This window comes from Amycolatopsis sp. WAC 04197 (assembly GCF_003947475.1).
GTDB lineage: Bacteria > Actinomycetota > Actinomycetes > Mycobacteriales > Pseudonocardiaceae > Amycolatopsis > Amycolatopsis japonica.
This window is the reverse complement of sequence record NZ_QHJK01000006.1, coordinates 240047-261746: the sequence shown is the minus strand read 5'-3', so window position 1 is coordinate 261746 and position 21700 is coordinate 240047. Positions and strand designations below refer to the sequence as shown.

Sequence of the window (21700 nt, the reverse complement as noted above, 5' to 3'; positions counted from 1 at the left end):
GGCCCGTGCGGCCGTTGCAGCACAATGAGCGACATGGTCAGCGCCGCAAACGCCAGCCCGTCGGGGCTCGGCTCGGTCAGCCCTTCGCGCGACGAGTTCCGCGCGCTCGCCGAGGGCCGTCGCGTCATCCCCGTTGTCCGTCGCGTGCTCGCCGACGGTGAGACCCCCATCGGGGTCTACCGCAAGCTCGCCGCCGACCGGCCGGGGACGTTCCTGTTCGAATCGGCGGAGAACGGCGCTTCCTGGAGCCGATGGTCGTTCATCGGCGTCGACAGCCCCGCCGCGCTGACCGTGCGTGACGGCGAGGCCGTGTGGACCGGCACCCCGCCGGTCGGCCTGCCGACCGAGGGCGACCCGCTCACCGTCCTGCGTGAAACCGTCGCCGCGCTCCACACCGAGCAGCTGCCCGGGATGCCGCCGCTCACCGGCGGCATGGTCGGCTACATCGGCTACGACGCCGTCCGCTGGCTCGAACGGCTCCCCGAGCTCGCCGAGCGTGACCTCGACATCCCCGAGCTCACCATGTTGCTGGCGACCGACCTGGCCGCCTTCGACCACCACGAGGGCACCGTCACGCTGATCGCCAACGCGGTCAACTGGGACGACTCGGCCGAGCGCGTCGACGCCGCGTACGACGACGCCGTCGCCCGCCTGAACGCGATGACCAAGCAGCTGCACGTCGCCGCCCCGGCCACGGCCGCCGTCTTCGACCGTCCCGCGCCCGAATTCACGCGCCGCCGGTCCAAGCCGGACTTCCACGCGGCGGTCGAGAAGGCCGTCGAGGCGATCAAGGCGGGCGAAGCGTTCCAGATCGTGCCGTCGCAACGCTTCGAGATCGAGACCCAGGCCGACGCGCTCGACGTCTACCGCGTGCTGCGCACGTCCAACCCGAGCCCGTACATGTACCTGCTGCGCCTGGACGGTTTCGACATCGTCGGGTCCAGCCCGGAGTCGCTGGTCACCGTGCGGGACGGCCGCGCGACCACGCATCCGATCGCGGGCACCCGCTGGCGCGGCGCGGATCCGGAGGAAGACGCGCAGCTGGCCAAGGACCTGCTCGCGGACGAGAAGGAGCGCGCCGAGCACCTCATGCTCGTCGACCTCGGCCGCAACGACCTCGGCAAGGTCTGCAAGCCGGGCACCGTGCGCGTCGTCGACTTCTTCGACGTCGAGCGCTACAGCCACGTCATGCACATCGTCTCCACGGTCACCGGGGAACTCCTCGACGACAAGACGGCTTTCGACGCCGTCACCGCCTGTTTCCCGGCGGGGACGCTCTCGGGCGCGCCGAAGGTCCGCGCGATGCAGCTGATCGAGGAGCTGGAGCCGACCCGCAGGGCGCTCTACGGCGGCGTCGTCGGCTATCTCGACTTCGCCGGGGACGCCGACACCGCGATCGCGATCCGCACCGCGCTGATGAAGGACGGCACCGCGTACGTCCAGGCGGGCGGGGGAGTCGTCGCGGACTCGGTGGCCGACTACGAGGACAACGAGTCGCTCAACAAGGCCCGCACGGTGCTTTCCGCCGTCGCGGCGGCGCAGACGATGATCGCGGCGGACGAGCTCGACCCGGCGGGTGACCGCACTCGTGTCTGAGGTCCCGGCGAAGAAGGCCAAGCGTCCACTGTGGATCGCCGTGGTGGGCCTGCTGCTGGGCGCGGTCGCGTTGTGGGGTTCCTCGCAGCTCGTGTGGTTCGCGGAGTTCCGCGACGGCGGCGTGCGCGGCACCGTGCTGTACACGGAAACCGGTTCACAGCGCGCGGTTGCGCTGATTCCCCTCGCGTTGCTGGCGCTCGCCGGCACGGCGGGGCTGATCGCCACCGGCGGCTGGCCACGCCGGGTGCTCGGCGTGGTACTCGCCGTGTCCGGCCTCGCCGCGGTGTGGATCGGCGTGGCGGGTGGCTCGTTCAGCGGGTTCGCCGACGGACTGCCCGTCGCCCAGATGCTGGGAGCCCGCGGCCTCGCGATTCTCGGGGGAATTCTCGTGACGGCGGGCGGGTTGGCAGCCATCAAGGGCGCGGGCCGGATGCCGCGCCTCGGCGCGAAGTACTCGGCGCCAGGGGCGAAGAAGAAGGCCGCGAAGGATCCCGAGACCGAGCTGTGGGAGGCGCTGTCCGAAGGCGAAGATCCCACCGCCGGCCGGTGACGACGACGGAATTCGCGGGTTTCGGGGATCTTTCCCGGCAAAGATGACACGGTTGGCATTCGGAGCAACGGACATACCCGGAACCAGGCCGTATCCGTGCGGGGGTTAGCATCGTTTCGGCGGGAAGGGGAAGGTTTTTGTGAGCGACCTTGCGAAGGAATCCGTGAGTACGACGGCCGGTGAGGTACTCCGGTGAGCGTGCTCGAAGACATCGTCGCCGGCGTCCGTGCCGATCTCGCCGAGCGCGAGGCGGTTCTGCCGTTCGACGAACTGAAGAAGCGCGCGACCCAGGTCGCGCCCCCACGTGACGTGCTCGCGGCCCTGCGCGAGTCCGGTATCGGTGTCATCGCCGAGGTGAAGCGGCGCAGCCCGTCCAAGGGCGATCTGGCCGAGATCCCGGATCCGGCCGCGCTGGCGAAGGACTACGCCGACGGCGGCGCCCGGGTGATCAGCGTGCTGACCGAACAGCGGCGGTTCGGCGGTTCGCTCGCCGACCTCGACGCGGTCCGCGCGGCGGTCGACATCCCGGTGCTGCGCAAGGACTTCATCGTCAGCCCTTACCAGGTGCACGAGGCGCGGCTGCACGGCGCGGACATGGTCCTGCTGATCGTGGCGGCGTTGGAGCAGAACGCCCTGATCGCGTTGCTGGACCGCGTCGAATCCCTCGGGATGACCGCGCTGGTCGAGATCCACAACGCCGAAGAGGCCGACAAGGCGCTCGAAGCCGGCGCGAAGGTGATCGGCGTCAACGCCCGCAACCTGCACACCCTCGAGGTGGATCGGGACGTCTTCTCGCGGCTGGCCCCCGGCCTGCCGATGGACGTCTTCAAGATCGCCGAGTCCGGTGTCCGCGGCCCGGGCGACCTGATGTCCTACGCGGGTCACGGCGCCGACGCCGTCCTCGTGGGCGAAGGGCTCGTCGCTTCGGGAGACCCGAAGGGCGCCCTGGTCAAGCTCGTGACCGCCGGTTCGCACCCCGCTTGCCCGAGGCCTTCTCGATGAGCGTGGAGTACACCGAAACACCGCACGGCGAGCACGACCCGGACGGCCGGGGCTACTACGGCCCCTACGGCGGCCGGTTCATGCCCGAGGCCCTGATCGGCGTCGTCGACGAGGTCGCGGCGGAATACGACAAGGCGAGGACCGACCCGGACTTCGTCAACGAGTTCCGGCGCCTGCTGCGCGAGTACGCCGGCCGCCCGTCGCTGCTCACCGAGGCCAAGCGCTTCGGCGAGCACGCCGGCGGCGCCCGGGTCTTCCTCAAGCGCGAGGATCTGAACCACACCGGTTCGCACAAGATCAACAACGTGCTCGGCCAGGCGTTGCTCACCAAGCGGATGGGCAAGAAGCGGGTCATCGCCGAGACCGGGGCCGGCCAGCACGGCGTGGCCACCGCCACCGCCTGCGCGCTGCTGGACCTGGAATGCGTCGTCTACATGGGCGAGGTCGACACCGAGCGGCAGGCGCTGAACGTCGCCCGCATGAAGCTGCTCGGCGCCGAGGTCGTCCCGGTGAAGACCGGTTCGCGCACCCTCAAGGACGCGATCAACGAGGCACTGCGTGACTGGGTCACCAACGCCGACACGACGCACTACCTGTTCGGCACGGCGGCGGGCCCTTACCCGTTCCCGATGATGGTGCGGAACTTCCACAAGATCATCGGCGAGGAGGCCCGCGCCCAGATCCTGGAGCAGGCCGGACGCCTGCCCGACGCCGTCGCGGCCTGCGTCGGCGGCGGATCGAACGCGATCGGGATCTTCCACGGCTTCATCGACGACACGTCGGTGCGCCTGGTCGGTCTCGAACCGGGCGGCGAGGGTGTCGAGGGCAACCGCCACGGCGCCACGCTGACCAAGGGCACCCCGGGCAACCTGCACGGCGCGATGACGTACCTGCTGCAGGACGAGGACGGCCAGACCGTCGAATCGCACTCGATCTCCGCGGGGCTGGACTACCCGGGTGTCGGCCCGGAGCACGCGTGGCTCAAGGACAGCGGCCGCGCCGAGTACCGGCCGGTGACCGACGCCGAGGCGATGGACGCGTTCAAGCTGCTTTCGCGTACCGAGGGCATCATCCCGGCGATCGAGTCGGCGCACGCGCTGGCCGGTGCGCTGGTGCTCGGCCGTGAACTCGGCCCCGAGGGGCTGATCATCGTGAACCTGTCCGGTCGCGGCGACAAGGACATGGACACGGCCGCGAAGTACTTCGGCCTGGTGGAGAACGCATGAGCGCGCTGGACGACCTCTTCGCGAAGACGAAGGCCGAGGGGCGCGGCGCGCTGATCGGTTACCTTCCGGCGGGCTTCCCGACGGTCGACGGGTCCAAGGATCTGCTGGCCGCGGTGGTCGACGGCGGCGCCGACCTGGTCGAGGTGGGCGTGCCCTACTCGGACCCGGTGATGGACGGCCCGACCATCCAGGCCGCGTCGGTGAGCGCGCTCTCCGGCGGCTTCAAGCTCAAGCACCTGTTCGAGGTCGTCGAGTCGGTGTCGTCGCGCGGCGGCAAGGCCGTCGTGATGACGTACTGGAACCCGGTGCACCGCTACGGCGTCGACCGTTTCGCGCGGGACCTCGCCGCCGCGGGCGGGCTCGGGATGATCACCCCGGACCTGATCCCGGACGAGGCCGACGAGTGGATGGCCGCCTCCGAACAGCATGGTCTGGACCGGATCTTCCTGGTCGCGCCGTCCTCCTCGGAGGAGCGGATCGCGAAGACCGTCGCGGCCGCTTCGGGCTTCGTGTACGCCACCGCGGTGATGGGTGTGACGGGTGCTCGCGACCAGGTCGGCGTGCACGCCGAGGACCTGGTCGAGCGGACCCGCGCGCATACGGAACTGCCGATCGGCGTCGGGATCGGCGTCCGGTCCGGCGAGCAGGCGGCGCAGGTCGCCGGTTTCGCGGACGGCGTCATCGTCGGCTCGGCGCTGGTGACGGCCGCGGCGAGCGGCACCGACGCGGTGCGCGAGCTTTCGGCCGAACTGGCCGCGGGCGTGCGGAAGGCCGTCGCCCCCGCTTGATCTGACGTGAGCCGAAGGGGCCCTTCATCGCATCTCAGGCGGTGAAGGGCCCCTTCGCTACATCAGATGCCGCAGTCGGTGATGGACGACGGCGACGAGTAGAAGCTGGTGTACCAGGTGAATCCGGCGACGTTGTTCGCGTGGTCGAGGTACAGGTCCCATCGGCGGTTGCTGCCGTCGGACACATCGGTGAGGAACCCGAGCGTGCAGATCGCCGCGACGTCGTGGCCCGGGTACATGACCTCGTGAGCCCAGTTCGCCTGTGGGTAGAGGTGCACCCAGGTCTCGCCCTTGGCCCCGCCGGTTCCCTGGCCGACGTTCCCGCACCATTGGCCGGACGGCGCGGTGAGGTACGACGCGTAGGTGTACCCGACCTTGACCGCGTGGTCGTCGTAGACCAGGTTCCAGAGCCCGTCGGCGGCGGACACGTAGCAGAGGGCTCTGAGGCTGACGTCACTGACCACGACATACGCGGAATCCATGGTGGGCCGGAAATGCACCCATGCCTCACGGATCCCGGGCTGGAACTTCGTCGGATTCCCGGCCGCCGCACTCGCCGCGGTGGCGGTCGAGACCAGGGCCGTCAGGGCGAGCAGGACTGTGACGAGGACGGCTTTCAGTTTCTTCATCGGCTGAGTTCCCCAGTTCGCACAAAGCCCACCCGACCTGGGCGGGCGAGCGTCACTTTAGAGAGCGGTCAGGTCACCGGACAGAGCTGTTCCGGTGACCCGCCTCAGTGGCGCCACCGCTGCGCTTCGGTGATCTCCTCCGGGCTCGCGTCCGCGAACCGCTCGATCTCCGCCCGTCGTACGTCCACGATCGTCGTCGCCAGTGGAGCGCCGAACGCGGCCGCCAGGTCCTTGTCCGCCTCGAACGCGGCGACGGCCTCCTCCAGTCGCTGAGGCAGGCGCTCGATCCCGCGGGCGGCGCGCTCTTCTTCCGTCAAGACGCCAGGGTCGACGTCCACCGGATCCGGAAGTGACGCTCCCTCGTCGACACCGGCCATCCCGGCGAACAGCAGCGCGGCCGCCAGCAGATACGGATTCGCGGTCAGGTCGAAACATTTGACCTCGAGGTTCGCCGCCGACGCGCGATTCCCGGCGACGCCGCGCACCAGCCGCAGCGGTGTCTCCCGGTTCTCCAGGCCCCACGCGGTGTACACCCCCGCCCAATGGTGCGGCTCCAGGCGCAGATAGCTGACCACCGACGGCGCTCCGATCGCGAGCAGCGCGGGCAGCCGCTTCAGGATGCCGGCGCTGAACGATTCGGCGACCGGCTTCAGCCCGAAAACCCTTTCCCCGCCCGAAAAAAGATTCCGCGAGCCGTCCCAAATGCTCAGGTGCACGTGCCCGCCGTTGCCCACGCCGGCGGGCGCGAACTTCGGGGTGAAGGACGCCTTGAGCCCGTGCCGGTGGCTGAGCGCGCGGATCGTCTCCTTCGTCAGCACGGCGACGTCGGCCGCCCGCACGGGATCGGCGGCGGCGACGGACAGCTCGAACTGACCGTCGGCGTACTCGGGATGGATCTGCTCCACCCCGACGCCCTGTTGGTCCAAAGTGGACACCAAGGCGCGGAGATAGTCCGCGCGCTCGGCGAGCCTCGCGTAACCGTAGGCCGGTCCCGCCGTGGCCGACTTCGCGTCGTCCGGGGCGTCGGCGCTGGTGATCACCCATTCGATCTCGAAACTCATCCGCGCGCGGTGACCGCGTGCGGCGAGCCGGTCCACCGCCGTCGCCAGCAGGGCCCGCCCATCCTGCGGATGCGGTTCGCCCTCCTGGTCCAGTCTCGTCACCGGCGCCCAGGCCCAGCCGGGCTGCCCGGCGAGCACGGTCAGCGCGTCGAGGTCCGGATGCAGCCGTAGGTCGCCGACCGGTCCGAGGGAATGCTCACCGCCGGTGATGGCGTCGTCGAAACCGAAGAAATCGAAGGAATTCGAAGCGCCGACACCCCACGCGGCCGCCGACGGCAGCTTCCGCAGCGGCACCGCCTTGACCCGCGCTATCCCGGCGTTGTCCACGAAGGTCAGCGCCACGAGCTCGACACCCCGTGCCCGGAGTTCCCCGGTGAGGGCGGTCGCGCGGGCGGTCAGTGCTTCCCGGTTCACCATGGTTCCTCATCCTGGCCTGTTCTCCAGCCCCTTGCCACGCCCCGATCCGGCCATAGGGTGAGGCCGCACTCGTCGATCACGAGAAGGGACGCGCTCATGCCGGGAACCCCGATCCTGCCGTTCGTGGCCCGGACGCGGCTGGTGGACCACCACTGCCACGGCGTCGTCACCGGTGACCTCGGCCGGATCGAGTTCGAGCAGATGCTCACCGAGGCCGACACCGTCTCGTCGTTGGGCACCACCCTGTTCGATTCGCTGATCGGGCTCGCGGTGCGGGCCCGCTGCGCACCCGTGCTCGACCTGCCGCCGCACGTGCCGGCCGAGGTCTACCTGGCCCGCCGCGCCGAATTGGGCGCCACGGAGGTCAACGCGCGGTTCCTGCGCGCCACCGGCACGACCGAATTCCTGCTCGACGGCGGTTTCCTGCCGGACACGCTGACCACGACTGAGCAGTTCGCTGCCCTGTCCGGCGCCAGGGCGCGGGACATCGTCCGCCTCGAACAGGTCGCCGAAACGGTGATCGGAGCCACCACCGCGGCCGGATTCATCGAGGCCTTCACCGGCGAACTGACGAAACGCGCCACGACGGCCGTCGGATTCAAGTCCATCGCCGCCTACCGGGTCGGCCTCGACCTGGCGGGGGAGCGGCCGACGGACGCCGAAGTCACCGAAGCGGCGGGCCGCTGGCTCGCGCGGATCGAGGCGGGCGAACCGGTCCGGCTGGCGGACGAGGTGCTGCACCGCTTCCTGATCTGGACCGGGATCGACCTGGCGTTGCCGATCCAGTTCCACGTCGGGTTCGGCGATTCCGACGTCGATCTGCATCGCTGCGATCCGCTGCTGCTCACCGGGCTGCTGCGGGCCACCCGCTCGCACGGGGTGCCGATCATGCTGCTGCACAACTATCCCTTCCACCGGAACGCCGCGTATCTGGCGCAGGTGTTCGAGCACGTGTTCGTCGACGTGGGACTCGCGACGCACAACGCCGGTCATCGTGCGCCCGCGATCATCGCGGAGACAATGGAGATCGTGCCGTTCGGGAAGCTGCTGTTCTCCACGGACGCGTTCGGGCTGGCCGAGCTGTACCACCTCGGTACCGCGCTGTTCCGGCAAGGACTGTCCGACTTCCTGTACGCGGGACTCGGTTCGGACGTACTGTCCGAAGTGGACGCGCATCGGATCGCGGCGCTGGTGGGGCACCGCAACGCCGAACGGGTGTACGGGCTGGAGGGGACATGACGGAGCTGGACGAACTGCAGGACCGGTGGGAGGCCGCAGTAGAAGCGGAGCTGCCTTCCGCGATCGGGCTGCGGCACCGCGTGCACGCCGATCCGCGCGCGTCGGGGGACGAGGAGGACACCGCGCGGGTCGTCGTCGAGGCGCTGGGCATCGACGACGGGGTCCGGGTCGCCAAGACCGGACGCGCCGTCCTGCTCCCCGGTACCCGGCCGGGACCGGCCGTGGCGCTGCGCACCGAACTGGACGCGCTGCCGGTCACCGAGCGCACCGGCGTGCCATGGGCTTCGGAGACGCCGCTGATGCACGCGTGCGGGCACGACGTCCACATGGCCGCGCTCGTCGCCACCGTCCGCGCGGCCGCCGTGGTCGGGGTGCCCCGGCCGCTCGTCGCGCTCCTGCAGCCGCGTGAGGAGACGTCGCCGTCCGGCGCGCTGGACATCGTCGAGTCGGGTGTGCTCACCGAGTACGGCGTCGAGTCGGTCATCGGCGCGCACGTCCAGCCCCGGCTCGCGGCGGGCGTGGTGTCGGCGGTGCCGGGGCCGGTCAACGCGTCCACCGACGAGTTCGAAGTCGTCGTCCGCGGCCAGGGCGGGCACGCCGGGTATCCGCATCTGCTGCGGGACCCGATCCTCGCGCTCAGCCAGATCGTGGTGAGCCTGCAGCAGCTCGCGAGCCGCCGGGTCGACCCGGTGTTCGGCGCGGTCTGCTCGGTCGGCCGGATCGAAGCCGGGACCACGGCGAACGTCGTGCCGAACGAAGCCCGCCTGTCGGGATCGCTGCGGCTGATGCGCGCCGAGGACCGCGACCTCGCGCTGGAGGGGCTCGCCGAGGTCGTCCACGGCACCGCCAAGGCGCACGGCTGCCGGGCGGAACTGGAGATCAGCCCGTGCGAACCGGTGCTGCACAACGACGCCGGGCTCACCCAGCGCGCGCACCGGCGGCTCGTCCGGACCGGGGCGGGCGTGGACACCGACTTCCGGTCGTTCGGCGCCGACGACTTCGCGCACTACTGCGGGATGACGCGCGGGCTGATGATGTTCGTCGGTCTCGGCGACACCGCGGGCGCGCCGAGCCTGCACGACGAGCTGTTCCTGCCGCCCGACGCCGCCATCGGGCGGGTCGCGTCCGCGCTGATCGCGGGCTATTTGGCCGCCGTCGAGGGCTGACGCCCCCAAGAAGTCGACGAAGCGCTACGGTGGCCGACGTGAATACCGCCTCGGCAGCGTTCCTCGCGACCATCCCCAGCCCCGACCAGGGCGTCTGGCATATCGGGCCGGTCCCGATCCGGGCCTACGCGCTCTGCATCATCGCCGGCATCATCGTGGCGATCTGGCTGGGCGAGCGGCGCTGGGTGAACCGCGGCGGCACGAAGGGCACCGTCATCGACGTCGCGGTCTTCGCGGTGCCGTTCGGCCTGGTCGGCGGCCGGTTGTACCACGTCATCACCGACAACCAGCTGTACTTCGGCGAGGGCAAGAACCCGCTCAACGCGCTGAAGATCTGGGACGGCGGCCTCGGGATCTGGGGCGCCATCGCGCTCGGCGCCGTCGGCGCGCTGATCGCCTGCCGCCGCCGGGGCATCCCGCTGCCCGCGATGGCGGACGCGCTCGCGCCGGGGATCGTGATCGCGCAGGCGATCGGACGGCTCGGCAACTACTTCAACCAGGAGCTCTACGGCGCGCACACCGATCTGCCGTGGGGACTGGAGATCTACCAGCGCTACAACCCGACCAACCCGGACGACTTCCTGAACGGGATCGCGATCGGGCACGTCCCGCTGCCGGACAGCCCGGTGCACCCGACGTTCCTCTACGAGCTGATCTGGAACCTCGGTGTCGCGCTGCTGGTCATCTGGGCGGACAAGAAGTTCCGCCTCGGCCACGGCCGCGTGTTCGCGCTGTACGTCGCCGGGTACACCGCGGGCCGGTTCTGGATCGAGATGATGCGGACCGACACCGCGAACCACATCCTCGGCCTGCGGGTCAACGTGTGGACCTCGATCCTGCTGTTCGCCGCGGCGATCGCGTACTTCGTCCTGGCCGCCAAGCGGGGGCCGAGGGAAGCGCCGGAAACGCTGTGGAGCAAGGACGTGCCGCGCGAGGACGCCGATTCCGCCTCCGCTTCGGCCGACTCCGGTGAGTCGCACGCGGAGGTCGCCGCGGCTCCGGACACCGTCCGGGACTCCGCCGCCGACAAGGCGACCGAGGACCCGAAGCCCGACGCCGAGAAGTAGCGCCGCAAGTTCCGTGAAGGCCTCCTTCCCTACCCTCAAGGTAGGCAAGGAGGCCTTCACGGCATCAGGGGGAAACCAGGCCCCGCCCCGTCACCAAAGGCAGGTCCAGCGCCGTCAGCAGCCCAGCCGGAGCCGCCACCACCGCCGGGATCGCGTTCACCAGCCGCATCGCGGTCGCCTTCAGCCCGGCGGTGTTGTGGTCGCCATCGGTCCCGACCAGCCGCAGGTCCAGTTCATACCGAGGCTCGCCGGTCACCTGGACGCGGTAGCAGCCCTGCCCGGTCGGCTGCGGCCAGTCCGGCCCGAGGTCGCCGCGCAGCCGCGTGATGTGCTCCAGCACGCATACCGCCCGTCCTCCGCGCATGCCACGCACCTCGAACCGCAGCGCCGCCGCCGTGCCCTCCTTGATGGTTCCCGAGGCGATCTCGAACGTCTCAGGCGCCGGAAGCCGCTCGTAGACCTCCTCGACGCCGTCGAGTTCGACGTCCAACCCGGCCGCGAGCTGCCGCACGACGCTTCCCCAGGCCAGCGACAGCACGCCGGGCTGAAGCAACAGCGGCAGGTCGTCCATCTCGCGGCCGAAGCCCATGATGTCGAACAGCACCTTGCCGTTGTCGTACGTCGAATAGTCGAGGATCTCCAGGCAGCGCACCTCGTCGATCCGCTCGCACACGCCGGTGAGCACCAGCGGCAGCCAGTCGTTGGCGAAGCCGGGGTCGACACCGTTGACCCACAGCGAAGCGCCGCCTTCGCGGGCCGCCTCGCGGATCGGCTCGATCATCTCCGGCGGCACGACACCTTCGGGGTACTGGAGGAACACCGGGCTGCTGGACACCACGTTGATCCCCGCGCGCAGAAAGCGTTTCAGGTCTTCGACGGCCTCGACGAGCCTGTCGTCGGCCATCGCCGTGTAGAGCACGCAATCCGGCTTCAGCGCGATGAGCGCGTCCGCGTCGGTGGTGGCCGCGACCCCCAGCGGGCGCCCGAGCCCGGCCAGTTCCCCGGCGTCCACACCCGCCTTGGCCTCGCTCGACACCCAGACCCCGGCGAGTTCGAGATCGGGCCGCGCGGCTATCCCAGCCAGCGCGTGGCGGCCGACGTTCCCGGTACTCCACTGGACCACGCGCACGGCGCTCGCCTCCTACAGATCGGGCAGACCGAGCTCCAGGTTCGGGGCCTGCAGTCCACCGTCGACTTCGATGATCTTGCCGGTGACGTACCGGCCCGCGCCCGACGCCAGGAACACGACGGTGGCCGCGATGTCCTCGGCCTCGCCGATCCGGCGCAGGGGAGTGGCGGCCTCCATCCGGCCGCGCAGTTCGTCGTTGCCCACCACCACTTCGAGCGCGGAGGTCGCCACCGAGCCGACCGAGATCGCGTTCACGCGCACCTTCGGCGCGAGGTCGGCCGCGGCGAGCCGGGTGTAATGCGCCAGCGCGGCCTTCGCCGTCCCGTACGCGGCGAAACCACGGCCGGTCACGCGGCCCATGACCGACGAGATGTTGACGACCGAGCCGCCCGACTCCAGTAAGGACGTTGCCGCCGCGACGGTCAGCGCGTGCGCGGTGGAGACGTTGAAGCGAAAGGCTTCTTCGAGGAAGTCCGGGGTGGTTTCCAGCAACGGCCGGGGATAGGTGCCGCCGACGTTGTTGACCACCAGGTCCAGTCGCCCGAACTCCGCCGCCGCGATACGCGCCAGCTCGCCGGCGGCGGCCGGGTCGCTCAGATCGGTGGGCACCACGTGGGCGCGCCGTCCGGTGGCGGCGACCAGGGCCGCCACGTCTTCGAGCTGGGTTTCGGTGCGCGAGGAGATCACCACGTCGGCCCCGGCCTCGGCGAGCGCCACGGCGGTCGCCGCGCCGATCCCGCGTCCGGCGCCGGTGACCACGGCGACCTGGTCGGTGAGCCGGAAACGGTCCAGGATCATGGCCGGAACTGTAACACGTTCTATTTCCGGTGTCCTGGGCTCGCGCCGGACGCCGGGAGTGACTAGGGTCGCCTCACCGCTTCTCGTGACATCCCGGAACAGGACATATACTTAGCGGAACGAACTACTGTGACCTCATCAGGAACTGTGTCGTTCCAGGCGTCCAGATCGTTACCCATCGGCGGGCTTTCGCGCCCGCCGAACTGATGCCGACGTGTTTCACAGGTGTTAAAGTCTCGCTAACGAACGGGCCATCGTCGTCCCGTGCGCATCCCCCGGCCGGCCCCGCCCGGTCGCTGAGCACAGACGACGAAGGAGGTCCCTTCATGATCTTCTCCGCCATTCCAGGCAAACAGGGTCTCTACGATCCCGAATCCGAACAGGACTCCTGCGGTGTGGCCATGGTGGCCGACGTCCGCGGGCGGCGCTCGCACGGCATCGTCACCGACGGCCTGTCCGCGCTGACGAACCTCGACCACCGCGGGGCCGCCGGAGCGGAGCCGACCAGTGGCGACGGCGCGGGCATCCTGCTGCAGCTCCCGGACGAGCTGCTGCGGGCGGAAGTCGACTTCCCCCTGCCCCCGGCGGACGCCGACGGTCACCAGACCTACGCGACCGGGATCGGTTTCCTGCCCTCGGACGTCGAGGAGCGGAACAAGGCCATCGCCCTGATCGAGCGGATCGCCACGGAAGAGGGCCTCGACGTCCTCGGCTGGCGCGAGGTACCGGTCGACGCCGACCGCGCCGACATCGGCCCGACGGCGCGTTCGGTCATGCCGCATTTCGCGATGCTGTTCGTCGCGGGCGCCGAGGCCGACGGGCGATGTCCCGCCGGCCTTGAACTGGACCGGCTGGCCTTCTGCCTCCGCAAGCGCGTCGAGAACGAGAGCGTGACCGCGGGCTGCGGCACCTACTTCCCGTCGCTGTCCTCGCGGACCATCGTCTACAAGGGAATGCTGACCCCAGAGCAGCTCCCGCTCTTCTTCGCCGACCTGACCGACACCCGGCTCACCAGCGCCATCGCGCTCGTGCACTCCCGGTTCTCCACGAACACCTTCCCGTCGTGGCCGCTGGCGCATCCGTTCCGGTTCGTCGCGCACAACGGCGAGATCAACACCATCCGGGGCAACCGCAACCGCATGCGCGCCCGTGAGGCCCTGCTCGAATCGGACCTCATCCCCGGCGACCTCACCCGCCTGTACCCGATCTGCTCGCCCGACGCGTCGGACTCCGCCTCCTTCGACGAGGTACTGGAGCTGCTGCACCTCGGCGGGCGGTCGCTGCCGCACGCGGTGCTGATGATGATCCCCGAAGCGTGGGAGAACCACACCGGGATGGACGCACAGCGTCGTGCGTTCTACCAGTTCCACGCCAGCCTCATGGAGCCGTGGGACGGCCCGGCGTGTGTCACCTTCACCGACGGCACGCTCGTCGGCGCGGTGCTGGACCGCAACGGCCTGCGGCCCGCCCGATGGTGGCGCACCGCGGACGACCGGGTCGTGCTCGCCAGTGAGGCGGGCGTCCTCGACGTCGCCCCCGCGGACGTCGTGGCGAAGGGCCGCCTCAAGCCCGGTCGCATGTTCCTGGTGGACACCGAGGCGGGCCGGATCGTCGACGACGAAGAGGTCAAGTCGGCGCTGGCCAAGGAACTCCCGTACGAGGGCTGGCTGCACGCCGGTCTCCTGCAGATCGCCGACCTGCCGGACCGCGACCACATCGTGCAGAGCCACGATTCCGTGCTGCGGCGCCAGCTTTCCTTCGGCTACACCGAAGAAGAGCTGAAGATCCTCCTCGCGCCGATGGCGGTCAAGGCGGCCGAGCCGATCGGTTCGATGGGCTCCGACACCCCGCCCGCCGTGCTGTCACAGCGTTCGCGGCTGCTCTACGACTACTTCAAGCAGAACTTCGCGCAGGTCACCAACCCGCCGCTGGACGCGATCCGCGAAGAACTCGTCACCTCGATGAGCCGGATCATGGGTCCCGAGCGCAACCTGCTCGCCCCCGGCCCGGCCTCCTGCCGCCACGTGCAGCTGCCGTATCCGGTGATCGACAACGACGAACTCGCCAAGCTGATCCACATCAACGACGACGGCGACCTTCCCGGCTTCGCGTGCAGTGTCCTTTCTGGACTGTACGAAGTGGACGGTGGCGCCGAAGCGCTGGCGTCCGCGATCGAACGGGTCCGGCGCGAGGCCTCCGAGGCGATCGCGGCGGGCGCGCGCACGCTCGTGCTGTCCGATCGCGACTCCGACCACCGCATGGCGCCGATCCCGTCGCTGCTGCTGGTGTCCGCGGTGCACCACCATCTGGTGCGCACCAAGGAGCGGCTCCGCGTCGCGCTGGTCGTCGAGACCGGTGACGCCCGCGAGGTCCACCACATCGCGCTGCTGCTCGGTTACGGTGCCGCGGCGGTGAACCCGTACCTGGCCTTCGAGACCATCGAGGACATGATCTCGACCGGTGCCGTCACCGGCATCGAGCCCGCCACGGCGGTCCGCAACTACGTCAAGGCGCTCGTGAAGGGCGTCCTGAAGATCATGTCGAAGATGGGCATCTCGACCGTCGGCGCGTACACCGCGGCGCAGGTCTTCGAATCCTTCGGCCTGGCCCAGGATCTGCTCGACGAGTACTTCACCGGGACGTCGTCGAAGCTCGGCGGGGTCGGGCTGGCCGTGCTCGCCGAAGAGGTCGCCACGCGGCATCGTCGCGCATACCCGGACAACCCGACCGATCGTGTCCACCGTGGACTCGAGACCGGCGGCGAGTACGCGTACCGCCGCGAGGGCGAGCTGCACCTGTTCACCCCCGAGACCGTCTTCCTGTTGCAGCACGCGACGAAGACCGGCCGGGAAGAGGTGTACAAGAAGTACTCCGACGAGGTGCACCGCCTGTACCGCCAGGGTGGCGCGCTGCGCGGGCTGTTCTCCTTCCGCGAGGGCGCTCGCGAGCCCGTCCCGCTGGACGAGGTCGAGCCCGTCGAGGCGATCTTCAAGCGCTTCAACACCGGCGCGATGTCCTACGGTTCGATTTCGGCCGAGGCACACGAAACGCTCGCCATCGCGATGAACCGCATCGGCGGTCGGTCCAACACCGGCGAGGGCGGGGAAGACCCCGAGCGGCTCTACGACCCGGCGCGCCGCAGCGCGATCAAGCAGGTCGCGAGCGGCCGGTTCGGTGTCACGAGCGAATACCTCGTCAACGCCGACGACATCCAGATCAAGATGGCGCAGGGCGCGAAGCCGGGCGAGGGCGGGCAGCTGCCGCCCAACAAGGTGTACCCGTGGATCGCGCGCACTCGGCACTCGACGCCGGGCGTCGGGCTCATCTCGCCGCCGCCGCACCACGACATCTACTCGATCGAGGATCTCGCCCAGCTGATCCACGACCTCAAGAACGCCAACGAGAACGCCCGCATCCACGTGAAGCTGGTGTCCTCGCTCGGCGTCGGCACGGTCGCGGCCGGGGTGTCCAAGGCGCACGCCGACGTCGTGCTGATCTCCGGCCACGACGGCGGCACCGGCGCCTCCCCGATGAACTCGCTCAAGCACGCGGGCACGCCGTGGGAGATCGGTCTCGCCGAGACCCAGCAGACGTTGCTGCTCAACGGTTTGCGCGACCGGATCACCGTGCAGGTCGACGGCGCGATGAAAACCGGCAAGGACGTCGTCATCGCCGCGCTGCTCGGCGCGGAGGAGTACGGCTTCGCGACGGCGCCGCTGATCGTCGAAGGCTGCGTCATGATGCGCGTCTGCCACCTCGACACCTGCCCGGTGGGCGTCGCGACCCAGAGCCCGGATCTGCGCAAGCGGTACACCGGCCAGGCCGACCACGTCGTGAACTACTTCCGGTTCGTCGCCGAAGAGGTCCGGGAAACGTTGGCGGCACTCGGTTTCCGCACCCTCGACGAAGCCATCGGGCACGCCGAGATGCTGAACACCGACGAGGCGATCGAGCACTGGAAGGCCTCCGGTCTCGACCTCGCGCCGATCTTCGAGATGCCCGCCGAGACCCCGTACGGCGGGGCGAAGCGGCGCACGCGGGCGCAGGACCACGGCCTGGAGCACGCGCTCGACCGGACGCTGATCCAGCTCGCCGAGGCGGCGCTGGAGGACGCGCATCCGGTGCGGCTGGAACTGCCGGTGCGGAACGTGAACCGGACCGTCGGCACACTGCTCGGTTCCGAGATCACCCGTCGCTACGGCGGCGAGGGGCTGCCCGAGGACACGATCCACGTGCTGCTGACCGGCTCCGCCGGGCAGTCGCTCGGAGCGTTCCTGCCGCGCGGCATCACGCTCGACATGGTCGGCGACGCGAACGACTACGTCGGCAAGGGCCTTTCGGGCGGGCGGATCATCGTGCGCCCGCATCCGGACGCGAAATTCGCCGCGGAGGGCCAGACCATCGCCGGGAACACGCTGGCCTACGGCGCCACCGGCGGCGAGATGTTCCTGCGCGGCCAGGTCGGCGAACGGTTCTGCGTGCGGAACTCCGGCGCGGTGGTCGTCGCCGAGGGCGTCGGCGACCACGCCTTCGAGTACATGACCGGCGGACAGGCCGTGGTGCTGGGCCCGACCGGGCGCAACCTCGCGGCGGGTATGTCCGGCGGCGAGGCGTACGTGCTCGACCTCGACCGCGGCAAGGTCAACGAGGAGATGGTGAACCTCCAGACGCCGTCGTCCGAGGACCTCGCCTGGCTCAAGAAGACCGTGCAGAAGCACTACGACCTCACACGTTCGGCCGTGGCCGCGTCGCTGCTCGGCGACTGGCCGCGTCGCTCGGCGGCGTTCACCAAGGTGATGCCCCGCGACTACCAGCGTGTCCTTGACGCGGCGAAGGCGGCGCGTGCCGCGGGCCGCGACGTCGACGAAGCGATCATGGAGGCCGCTCGTGGCTGATCCGACGGGTTTCCTGAAGTACGACCGTGAAGAGCCGAAGAAGAAGTCCAAAGAGGACCGTCTCGCCACCTGGGGAGAGGTCTACGCCGACGTGGAACCCGGCGAGCGCAACGAACAGGTGCGCAAGCAGGCTTCGCGATGCATGGACTGCGGCATCCCGTTCTGTCACTCCGGTGGTTCCGGCTGCCCGCTGGGCAACCTGATCCCGGAGTGGAACGACCTGGTGCGCCGCGGCGACTGGGCCGCGGCGAGCGACCGGCTGCACGCGACCAACAACTTCCCCGAGTTCACCGGGAAGCTGTGCCCCGCGCCGTGCGAGGCGGGCTGCGTGCTGTCGATCTCGCCGCTGTCCGGCGGTCCGGTGTCGATCAAGCGGGTCGAGCAGACGATCGCCGACCAGTCGTGGGAAGCGGGCTACGTGCAGCCGCAGGTCTCGGCGGTTTCGTCGGGGCAGCGGGTCGCGGTCGTCGGTTCCGGCCCGGCCGGGCTCGCCGCCGCGCAGCAGCTGACCCGCGCCGGCCACGAGGTGACCGTCTTCGAACGGGACGACCGGCTCGGCGGCCTGCTGCGGTACGGCATCCCCGAGTTCAAGATGGAGAAGAAGGTCCTCGACCGGCGGCTCGCGCAGCTCCGCAAGGAGGGCACGAAGTTCGTCACCGGCTGCGAGGTCGGCGTCGACCTGACCGTCGAGGAACTGCGGGCGGAGTACGACGCGGTGGTCCTCGCCGTGGGCGCGCTGCGCGGCCGCGACGACAAGACCACACCCGGCCGTGAGCTCGCCGGGATCCACCTGGCGATGGAACATCTGGTCCCGGCCAACAAGTACGTCGAGGGCGACGGCCCGTCGCCGATCGACGCGGCGGGCAAGCACGTCGTCATCATCGGCGGCGGCGACACCGGGGCCGACTCCTACGGCACCGCGACCCGGCAGGGCGCGCTTTCGGTGACCCAGCTGGACCAGTACCCGACGCCACCGTCCACAAGGGACGACGAACGCTCGCCGTGGCCGACCTGGCCGTACATCCTGCGCACCTATCCGGCGCACGAGGAGGCGGGCGAGCGCAAGTTCGCCGTCGCGGTCACCCGGTTCATCGGTGACGACGAGGGCAACGTGCGCGCCGTGGAGCTCCGTCAGGTCCGCGTGGTCAAGGACCCCGAGACCGGCAAGCGGATGGTGACCCCGGTCAACGACGAGATCGAGGAACTGCCCGCCGACCTCGTGCTGCTCGCGATCGGGTTCGAGGGTGTCGAGCACATGCCGCTGCTGGACGGGCTCGGCCTCTCGCTGACCCAGCGCGGCACGCTCTCGTGCGGCGCGGACTGGCAGACCTCCGCGCCCGGCGTGTTCGTCTGCGGCGACGCGCACCGCGGTGCCTCGCTGGTGGTGTGGGCGATCGCCGAGGGACGTTCGGTGGCGAGCGCCGTCGACGCGTACCTCACCGGCGCTTCGGACCTGCCCGCTCCGGTGCACCCGACGGCGTTGCCGCTCGCGGTGGTCTGAGCCCGGTGCGCGCCGACAGCGTGGTCGGCGCGTTCCTTCCCGCCCAAGGTGGAGGGCGGGGATCAACCTCCGGGCCGACGCGGTAGGGCGGCCGGTCACGCCACGCTTTCCGCATGAGAAAAACGTTGGCGATACTGGCTTTCCTGCCACTGGCGCTAGCCGTCCCGGCGACCGCCGATGCGGCTCCGGCGCTACGGTGGACGTCTCCCTGCCCGGACTACGGCCTGACCCCCTCACCGGCCGAGGGCCTAGAATGCGCGAAACTCCAGGTGCCGCTGGACTACGCCGATCCGGGCGGCCGGACCATCGAACTCACCGTCTCCCGTAAGGCGAGCAAATCGCCGAAGCGGCGCGGCGTGCTGCTCATGAACCCAGGTGGCCCGGGGAGCCCAGGCCTCGCGATGCCCGCGCAACTCGCGCAGCGACAGGGACAGTCCGGCCTGCTCGACAGCTACGACGTCATCGGGTTCGACCCGCGTGGGACCGTCTACAGCACACCAGTGACCTGTGACCTGAGCGAGGAACAGCAGTTCATCCTCGTCGGCCCGTACGCGGAGGGCCCGCGCGACGTCGCCGAGAAGGCGGCGAAGTCCCGCGTCGTGGCGAAGCAATGCGCCGAGTCGAAGACCGCGGATCTCCTGCCGCATATGACCACCGCCAACACAGCCCGCGACATGGACCGGATCCGCGCGGCGTTGGGGGAACGGAAGATCTCGTACTACGGCGTCTCGTACGGGAGCTACCTGGGCGCGGCGTACTCCTCACTGTTCCCGGCGCGCACGGACCGGATCGTGCTGGACAGCCTGCTCGGCCCCGACGGGCTCGACGTCCGGGCCCATCAGCGTTTCGCGGGCGGCTTCGACGACCGCTTCGGCGACTTCACGGCCTGGGCGGCGGCGCGCGACGACGTCTACCACCTCGGGCGGACACAGGCCGAGGTGACGGCGAAGTTCCTCGAGCTGGCCGAGAAGCGCCCGGGAATTCGAATCGACACCTGGGGCGCGCTGTACGACGACGCGAACTTCCCCGGTCTCGCCGAGCAATGGGCCGCTCCGGCGGCGAAGGCCCAGGGCGGTCCGCTCGACACCGACAACCACGCCGCGCTCCAGCTGCAGGTGCTGTGCAACGACTCCGATTGGCCGGAAAGCGTTCGCTACTACCAAAAAGCGATCGAACGGGCCCGCGTGACGCATCCGATGTTCGGCCCCGCGGCCGCGAACATCACGCCCTGCGCGTTCTGGCCGGTCGAACGCCGCGAACCACCCGTGCGGATCCACGACCGCGGGCCGTCGAACATCCTGCTGGTGCAGAACCTCCGTGACCCGGCGACGCCGCTGTCCGGTGCGCGGGAGCTGCGTTCGGCGTTGGGCGGACGGGCGAAGTTCGTCACCGTGGACGCCGGCGGGCACGGCGTCTTCACCAAGGAGAACGCCTGCGGCAACGACTTCGTGGTCCGGTACCTGCGGGACGGCGTCCTCCCGGCCGCCGACGCGCACTGCCGCTAGACCGAACGGCCCATACACCACCCCGGATGCGGCCGAACGGCCGCTTGTACGCCCGGTAGCAGGACAAATACTTTCGAAATGTCGTGCAAGTCATACGGCAATTCACCGGTGGCGAAAGGTGGTACGCCATGAAGAGGACGGCTTCCCGGACGGGGATACTGGCGGCGCTCGTGGGGCTGGCGGTGACGGCGCTGACGGCCGTCGCGAATCCCGCCCACGCCGGGCCGGTCCAGCATCAGACGGCGATCGACGCGCAGGCGGTCGCGGCCTACTGGACCCCGGAGCGGATGCGGTCGGCGGTGCCGATCGAACAGCTGGTCCAGGCGCCCGCCTTCACCCCGAAGGATGTCGCGAAGGGCACGAGCACGATCATCCAGAGCATCCCCAACGGCGGAGGCGCGTGGACCGGCGCGGGCAAGGTGGTGCAGACCGCGGGCCGGGTGTTCTTCACCATGGGCGGGCGGAACGCGTCGTGCTCCGGTGACGCGGTCACCAGCACCAACGGCAGTGTCGTGATCACCGCCGGGCACTGTGTGAAGTACCAGGGCGCCTGGCACACCAACTGGACCTTCGCTCCCGGCTACAACAACGGCAACACGCCCTACGGCACCTGGGCCGCGAAGAGCACGCTGACCACTCCGCAGTGGGAAGCGAGCGAGGACATGAACTACGACATCGGCGCGGCCGTGGTGAACCCGCTCAACGGGCAGAAGCTGACCGACGTCGTCGGCGCGCAGGGGATCGCGTTCAACCAGGCGCGCAACCAGTCGATGTACACGTTCGGGTATCCGGCGGCGGCGCCGTACGACGGCACGAAGCTGATCTACTGCAGCGGGAGCACGTTCACCGACTTCCTGCTCACCAAGGACCACGGGATGAACTGCAACATGACCGGTGGTTCGAGCGGCGGCCCGTGGTTCCTCAACTTCAGCGAGGCGACCGGTGCGGGCGTCCAGGCCTCGGTGAACAGCTTCGGCTACAACTTCCTGCCCGGCTACATGTTCGGTCCGTACTTCGGCACCGACGCGCAGAACCTCTACAACAAGGCCCAGGCCGCCTGATCTCCTCCGCCGCCCGTCCACTTTCTGGGACTTTCGTCCCGGTGGGCGGGCGGCTTTCGGCGCGGCATAT

At 69.9% G+C, this 21700-nt stretch carries 16 protein-coding genes; 12 read left to right on the top strand and 4 right to left on the bottom strand.

Annotated features, from left to right (window positions below; translation table 11 throughout):
• Window positions 1-33 precede the first annotated feature (33 nt).
• The 5 genes from DMC64_RS23405 (at window position 34) to trpA (ending at window position 5162) form a co-directional block, all read left to right on the top strand.
• Entirely contained in the window at window positions 34-1596 is a 1563-nt protein-coding gene (locus DMC64_RS23405; RefSeq protein WP_038510390.1) for an anthranilate synthase component I, read from the top strand.
• Entirely contained in the window at window positions 1589-2146 is a 558-nt protein-coding gene (locus DMC64_RS23400) for a Trp biosynthesis-associated membrane protein (RefSeq protein WP_125735287.1), read from the top strand. Before DMC64_RS23405 ends, DMC64_RS23400 begins: the two co-directional genes overlap by 8 nt.
• Window positions 2147-2338: 192 nt before the next feature.
• Window positions 2339-3148, top strand: a complete 810-nt coding sequence (gene trpC / locus DMC64_RS23395; RefSeq protein WP_020630310.1) for an indole-3-glycerol phosphate synthase TrpC — start codon at window positions 2339-2341, stop codon at window positions 3146-3148.
• A complete protein-coding gene (trpB, locus tag DMC64_RS23390) occupies window positions 3145-4374 on the top strand; it encodes a tryptophan synthase subunit beta (protein WP_125735286.1) in 1230 nt (409 codons plus the stop codon). Before trpC ends, trpB begins: the two co-directional genes overlap by 4 nt.
• Window positions 4371-5162 (top strand): tryptophan synthase subunit alpha, encoded by a 792-nt coding sequence (trpA, locus tag DMC64_RS23385; RefSeq protein ID WP_037344876.1) that lies wholly within the window; start codon window positions 4371-4373, stop codon window positions 5160-5162. Before trpB ends, trpA begins: the two co-directional genes overlap by 4 nt.
• Window positions 5163-5224: 62 nt before the next feature.
• Here trpA and DMC64_RS23380 read toward each other — a convergent pair whose 3' ends face one another.
• Both DMC64_RS23380 and DMC64_RS23375 read right to left on the bottom strand, forming a co-directional pair.
• The gene (locus DMC64_RS23380; protein ID WP_125735285.1) at window positions 5225-5791 is read right to left on the bottom strand and encodes a hypothetical protein; all 567 of its coding nucleotides are present in this window, start codon (window positions 5789-5791) and stop codon (window positions 5225-5227) included.
• Window positions 5792-5895: 104 nt separating this feature from the next.
• On the bottom strand, window positions 5896-7269 hold the full coding sequence (locus DMC64_RS23375) for a glutamine synthetase family protein (protein WP_125735284.1): 1374 nt from the start codon (window positions 7267-7269) through the stop codon (window positions 5896-5898).
• A gap of 96 nt (window positions 7270-7365) precedes the next feature.
• Here DMC64_RS23375 and DMC64_RS23370 point away from each other — a divergent pair, with 96 nt between their 5' ends.
• The 3 genes from DMC64_RS23370 to lgt are packed head-to-tail and all read left to right on the top strand — an operon-like array spanning window position 7366 to window position 10741.
• Complete coding sequence (locus DMC64_RS23370; RefSeq protein ID WP_125735283.1) at window positions 7366-8508, top strand: amidohydrolase family protein; 1143 nt, start codon at window positions 7366-7368, stop codon at window positions 8506-8508.
• On the top strand, window positions 8505-9674 hold the full coding sequence (locus DMC64_RS23365; RefSeq protein WP_199755068.1) for a M20 family metallopeptidase: 1170 nt from the start codon (window positions 8505-8507) through the stop codon (window positions 9672-9674). Before DMC64_RS23370 ends, DMC64_RS23365 begins: the two co-directional genes overlap by 4 nt.
• Window positions 9675-9703: 29 nt before the next feature.
• Entirely contained in the window at window positions 9704-10741 is a 1038-nt protein-coding gene (lgt, locus tag DMC64_RS23360; protein WP_199755067.1) for a prolipoprotein diacylglyceryl transferase, read from the top strand.
• Between the two features lie 64 nt (window positions 10742-10805).
• Here the strand turns inward: lgt and DMC64_RS23355 are convergent, their stop codons facing one another.
• Window positions 10806-11870 (bottom strand): diacylglycerol kinase, encoded by a 1065-nt coding sequence (locus tag DMC64_RS23355; RefSeq protein ID WP_125735281.1) that lies wholly within the window; start codon window positions 11868-11870, stop codon window positions 10806-10808.
• A 12-nt stretch (window positions 11871-11882) separates the two neighbouring features.
• Complete coding sequence (locus DMC64_RS23350; RefSeq protein WP_125735280.1) at window positions 11883-12668, bottom strand: SDR family oxidoreductase; 786 nt, start codon at window positions 12666-12668, stop codon at window positions 11883-11885.
• 326 nt (window positions 12669-12994) lie between these two features.
• On the opposite strand from DMC64_RS23350, the gene gltB reads away from it, so the two are divergent.
• The 4 genes from gltB to DMC64_RS23330 all read left to right on the top strand — a co-directional run bounded on the left by gltB (window position 12995) and on the right by DMC64_RS23330 (window position 21630).
• The gene (gene gltB / locus DMC64_RS23345) at window positions 12995-17563 is read left to right on the top strand and encodes a glutamate synthase large subunit (protein ID WP_125735279.1); all 4569 of its coding nucleotides are present in this window, start codon (window positions 12995-12997) and stop codon (window positions 17561-17563) included.
• Window positions 17556-19064 carry a glutamate synthase subunit beta gene (locus DMC64_RS23340; protein WP_125735278.1) on the top strand — a complete coding sequence of 503 codons (1509 nt, stop codon included), beginning with the start codon at window positions 17556-17558 and terminating at the stop codon, window positions 19062-19064. The genes gltB and DMC64_RS23340 overlap by 8 nt, the downstream gene beginning before the upstream one ends.
• 113 nt (window positions 19065-19177) lie before the next feature.
• Entirely contained in the window at window positions 19178-20569 is a 1392-nt protein-coding gene (locus DMC64_RS23335; protein ID WP_125735277.1) for an alpha/beta hydrolase, read from the top strand.
• Window positions 20570-20697: 128 nt separating this feature from the next.
• On the top strand, window positions 20698-21630 hold the full coding sequence (locus tag DMC64_RS23330; RefSeq protein WP_125735276.1) for a serine protease: 933 nt from the start codon (window positions 20698-20700) through the stop codon (window positions 21628-21630).
• Window positions 21631-21700 lie beyond the last annotated feature (70 nt).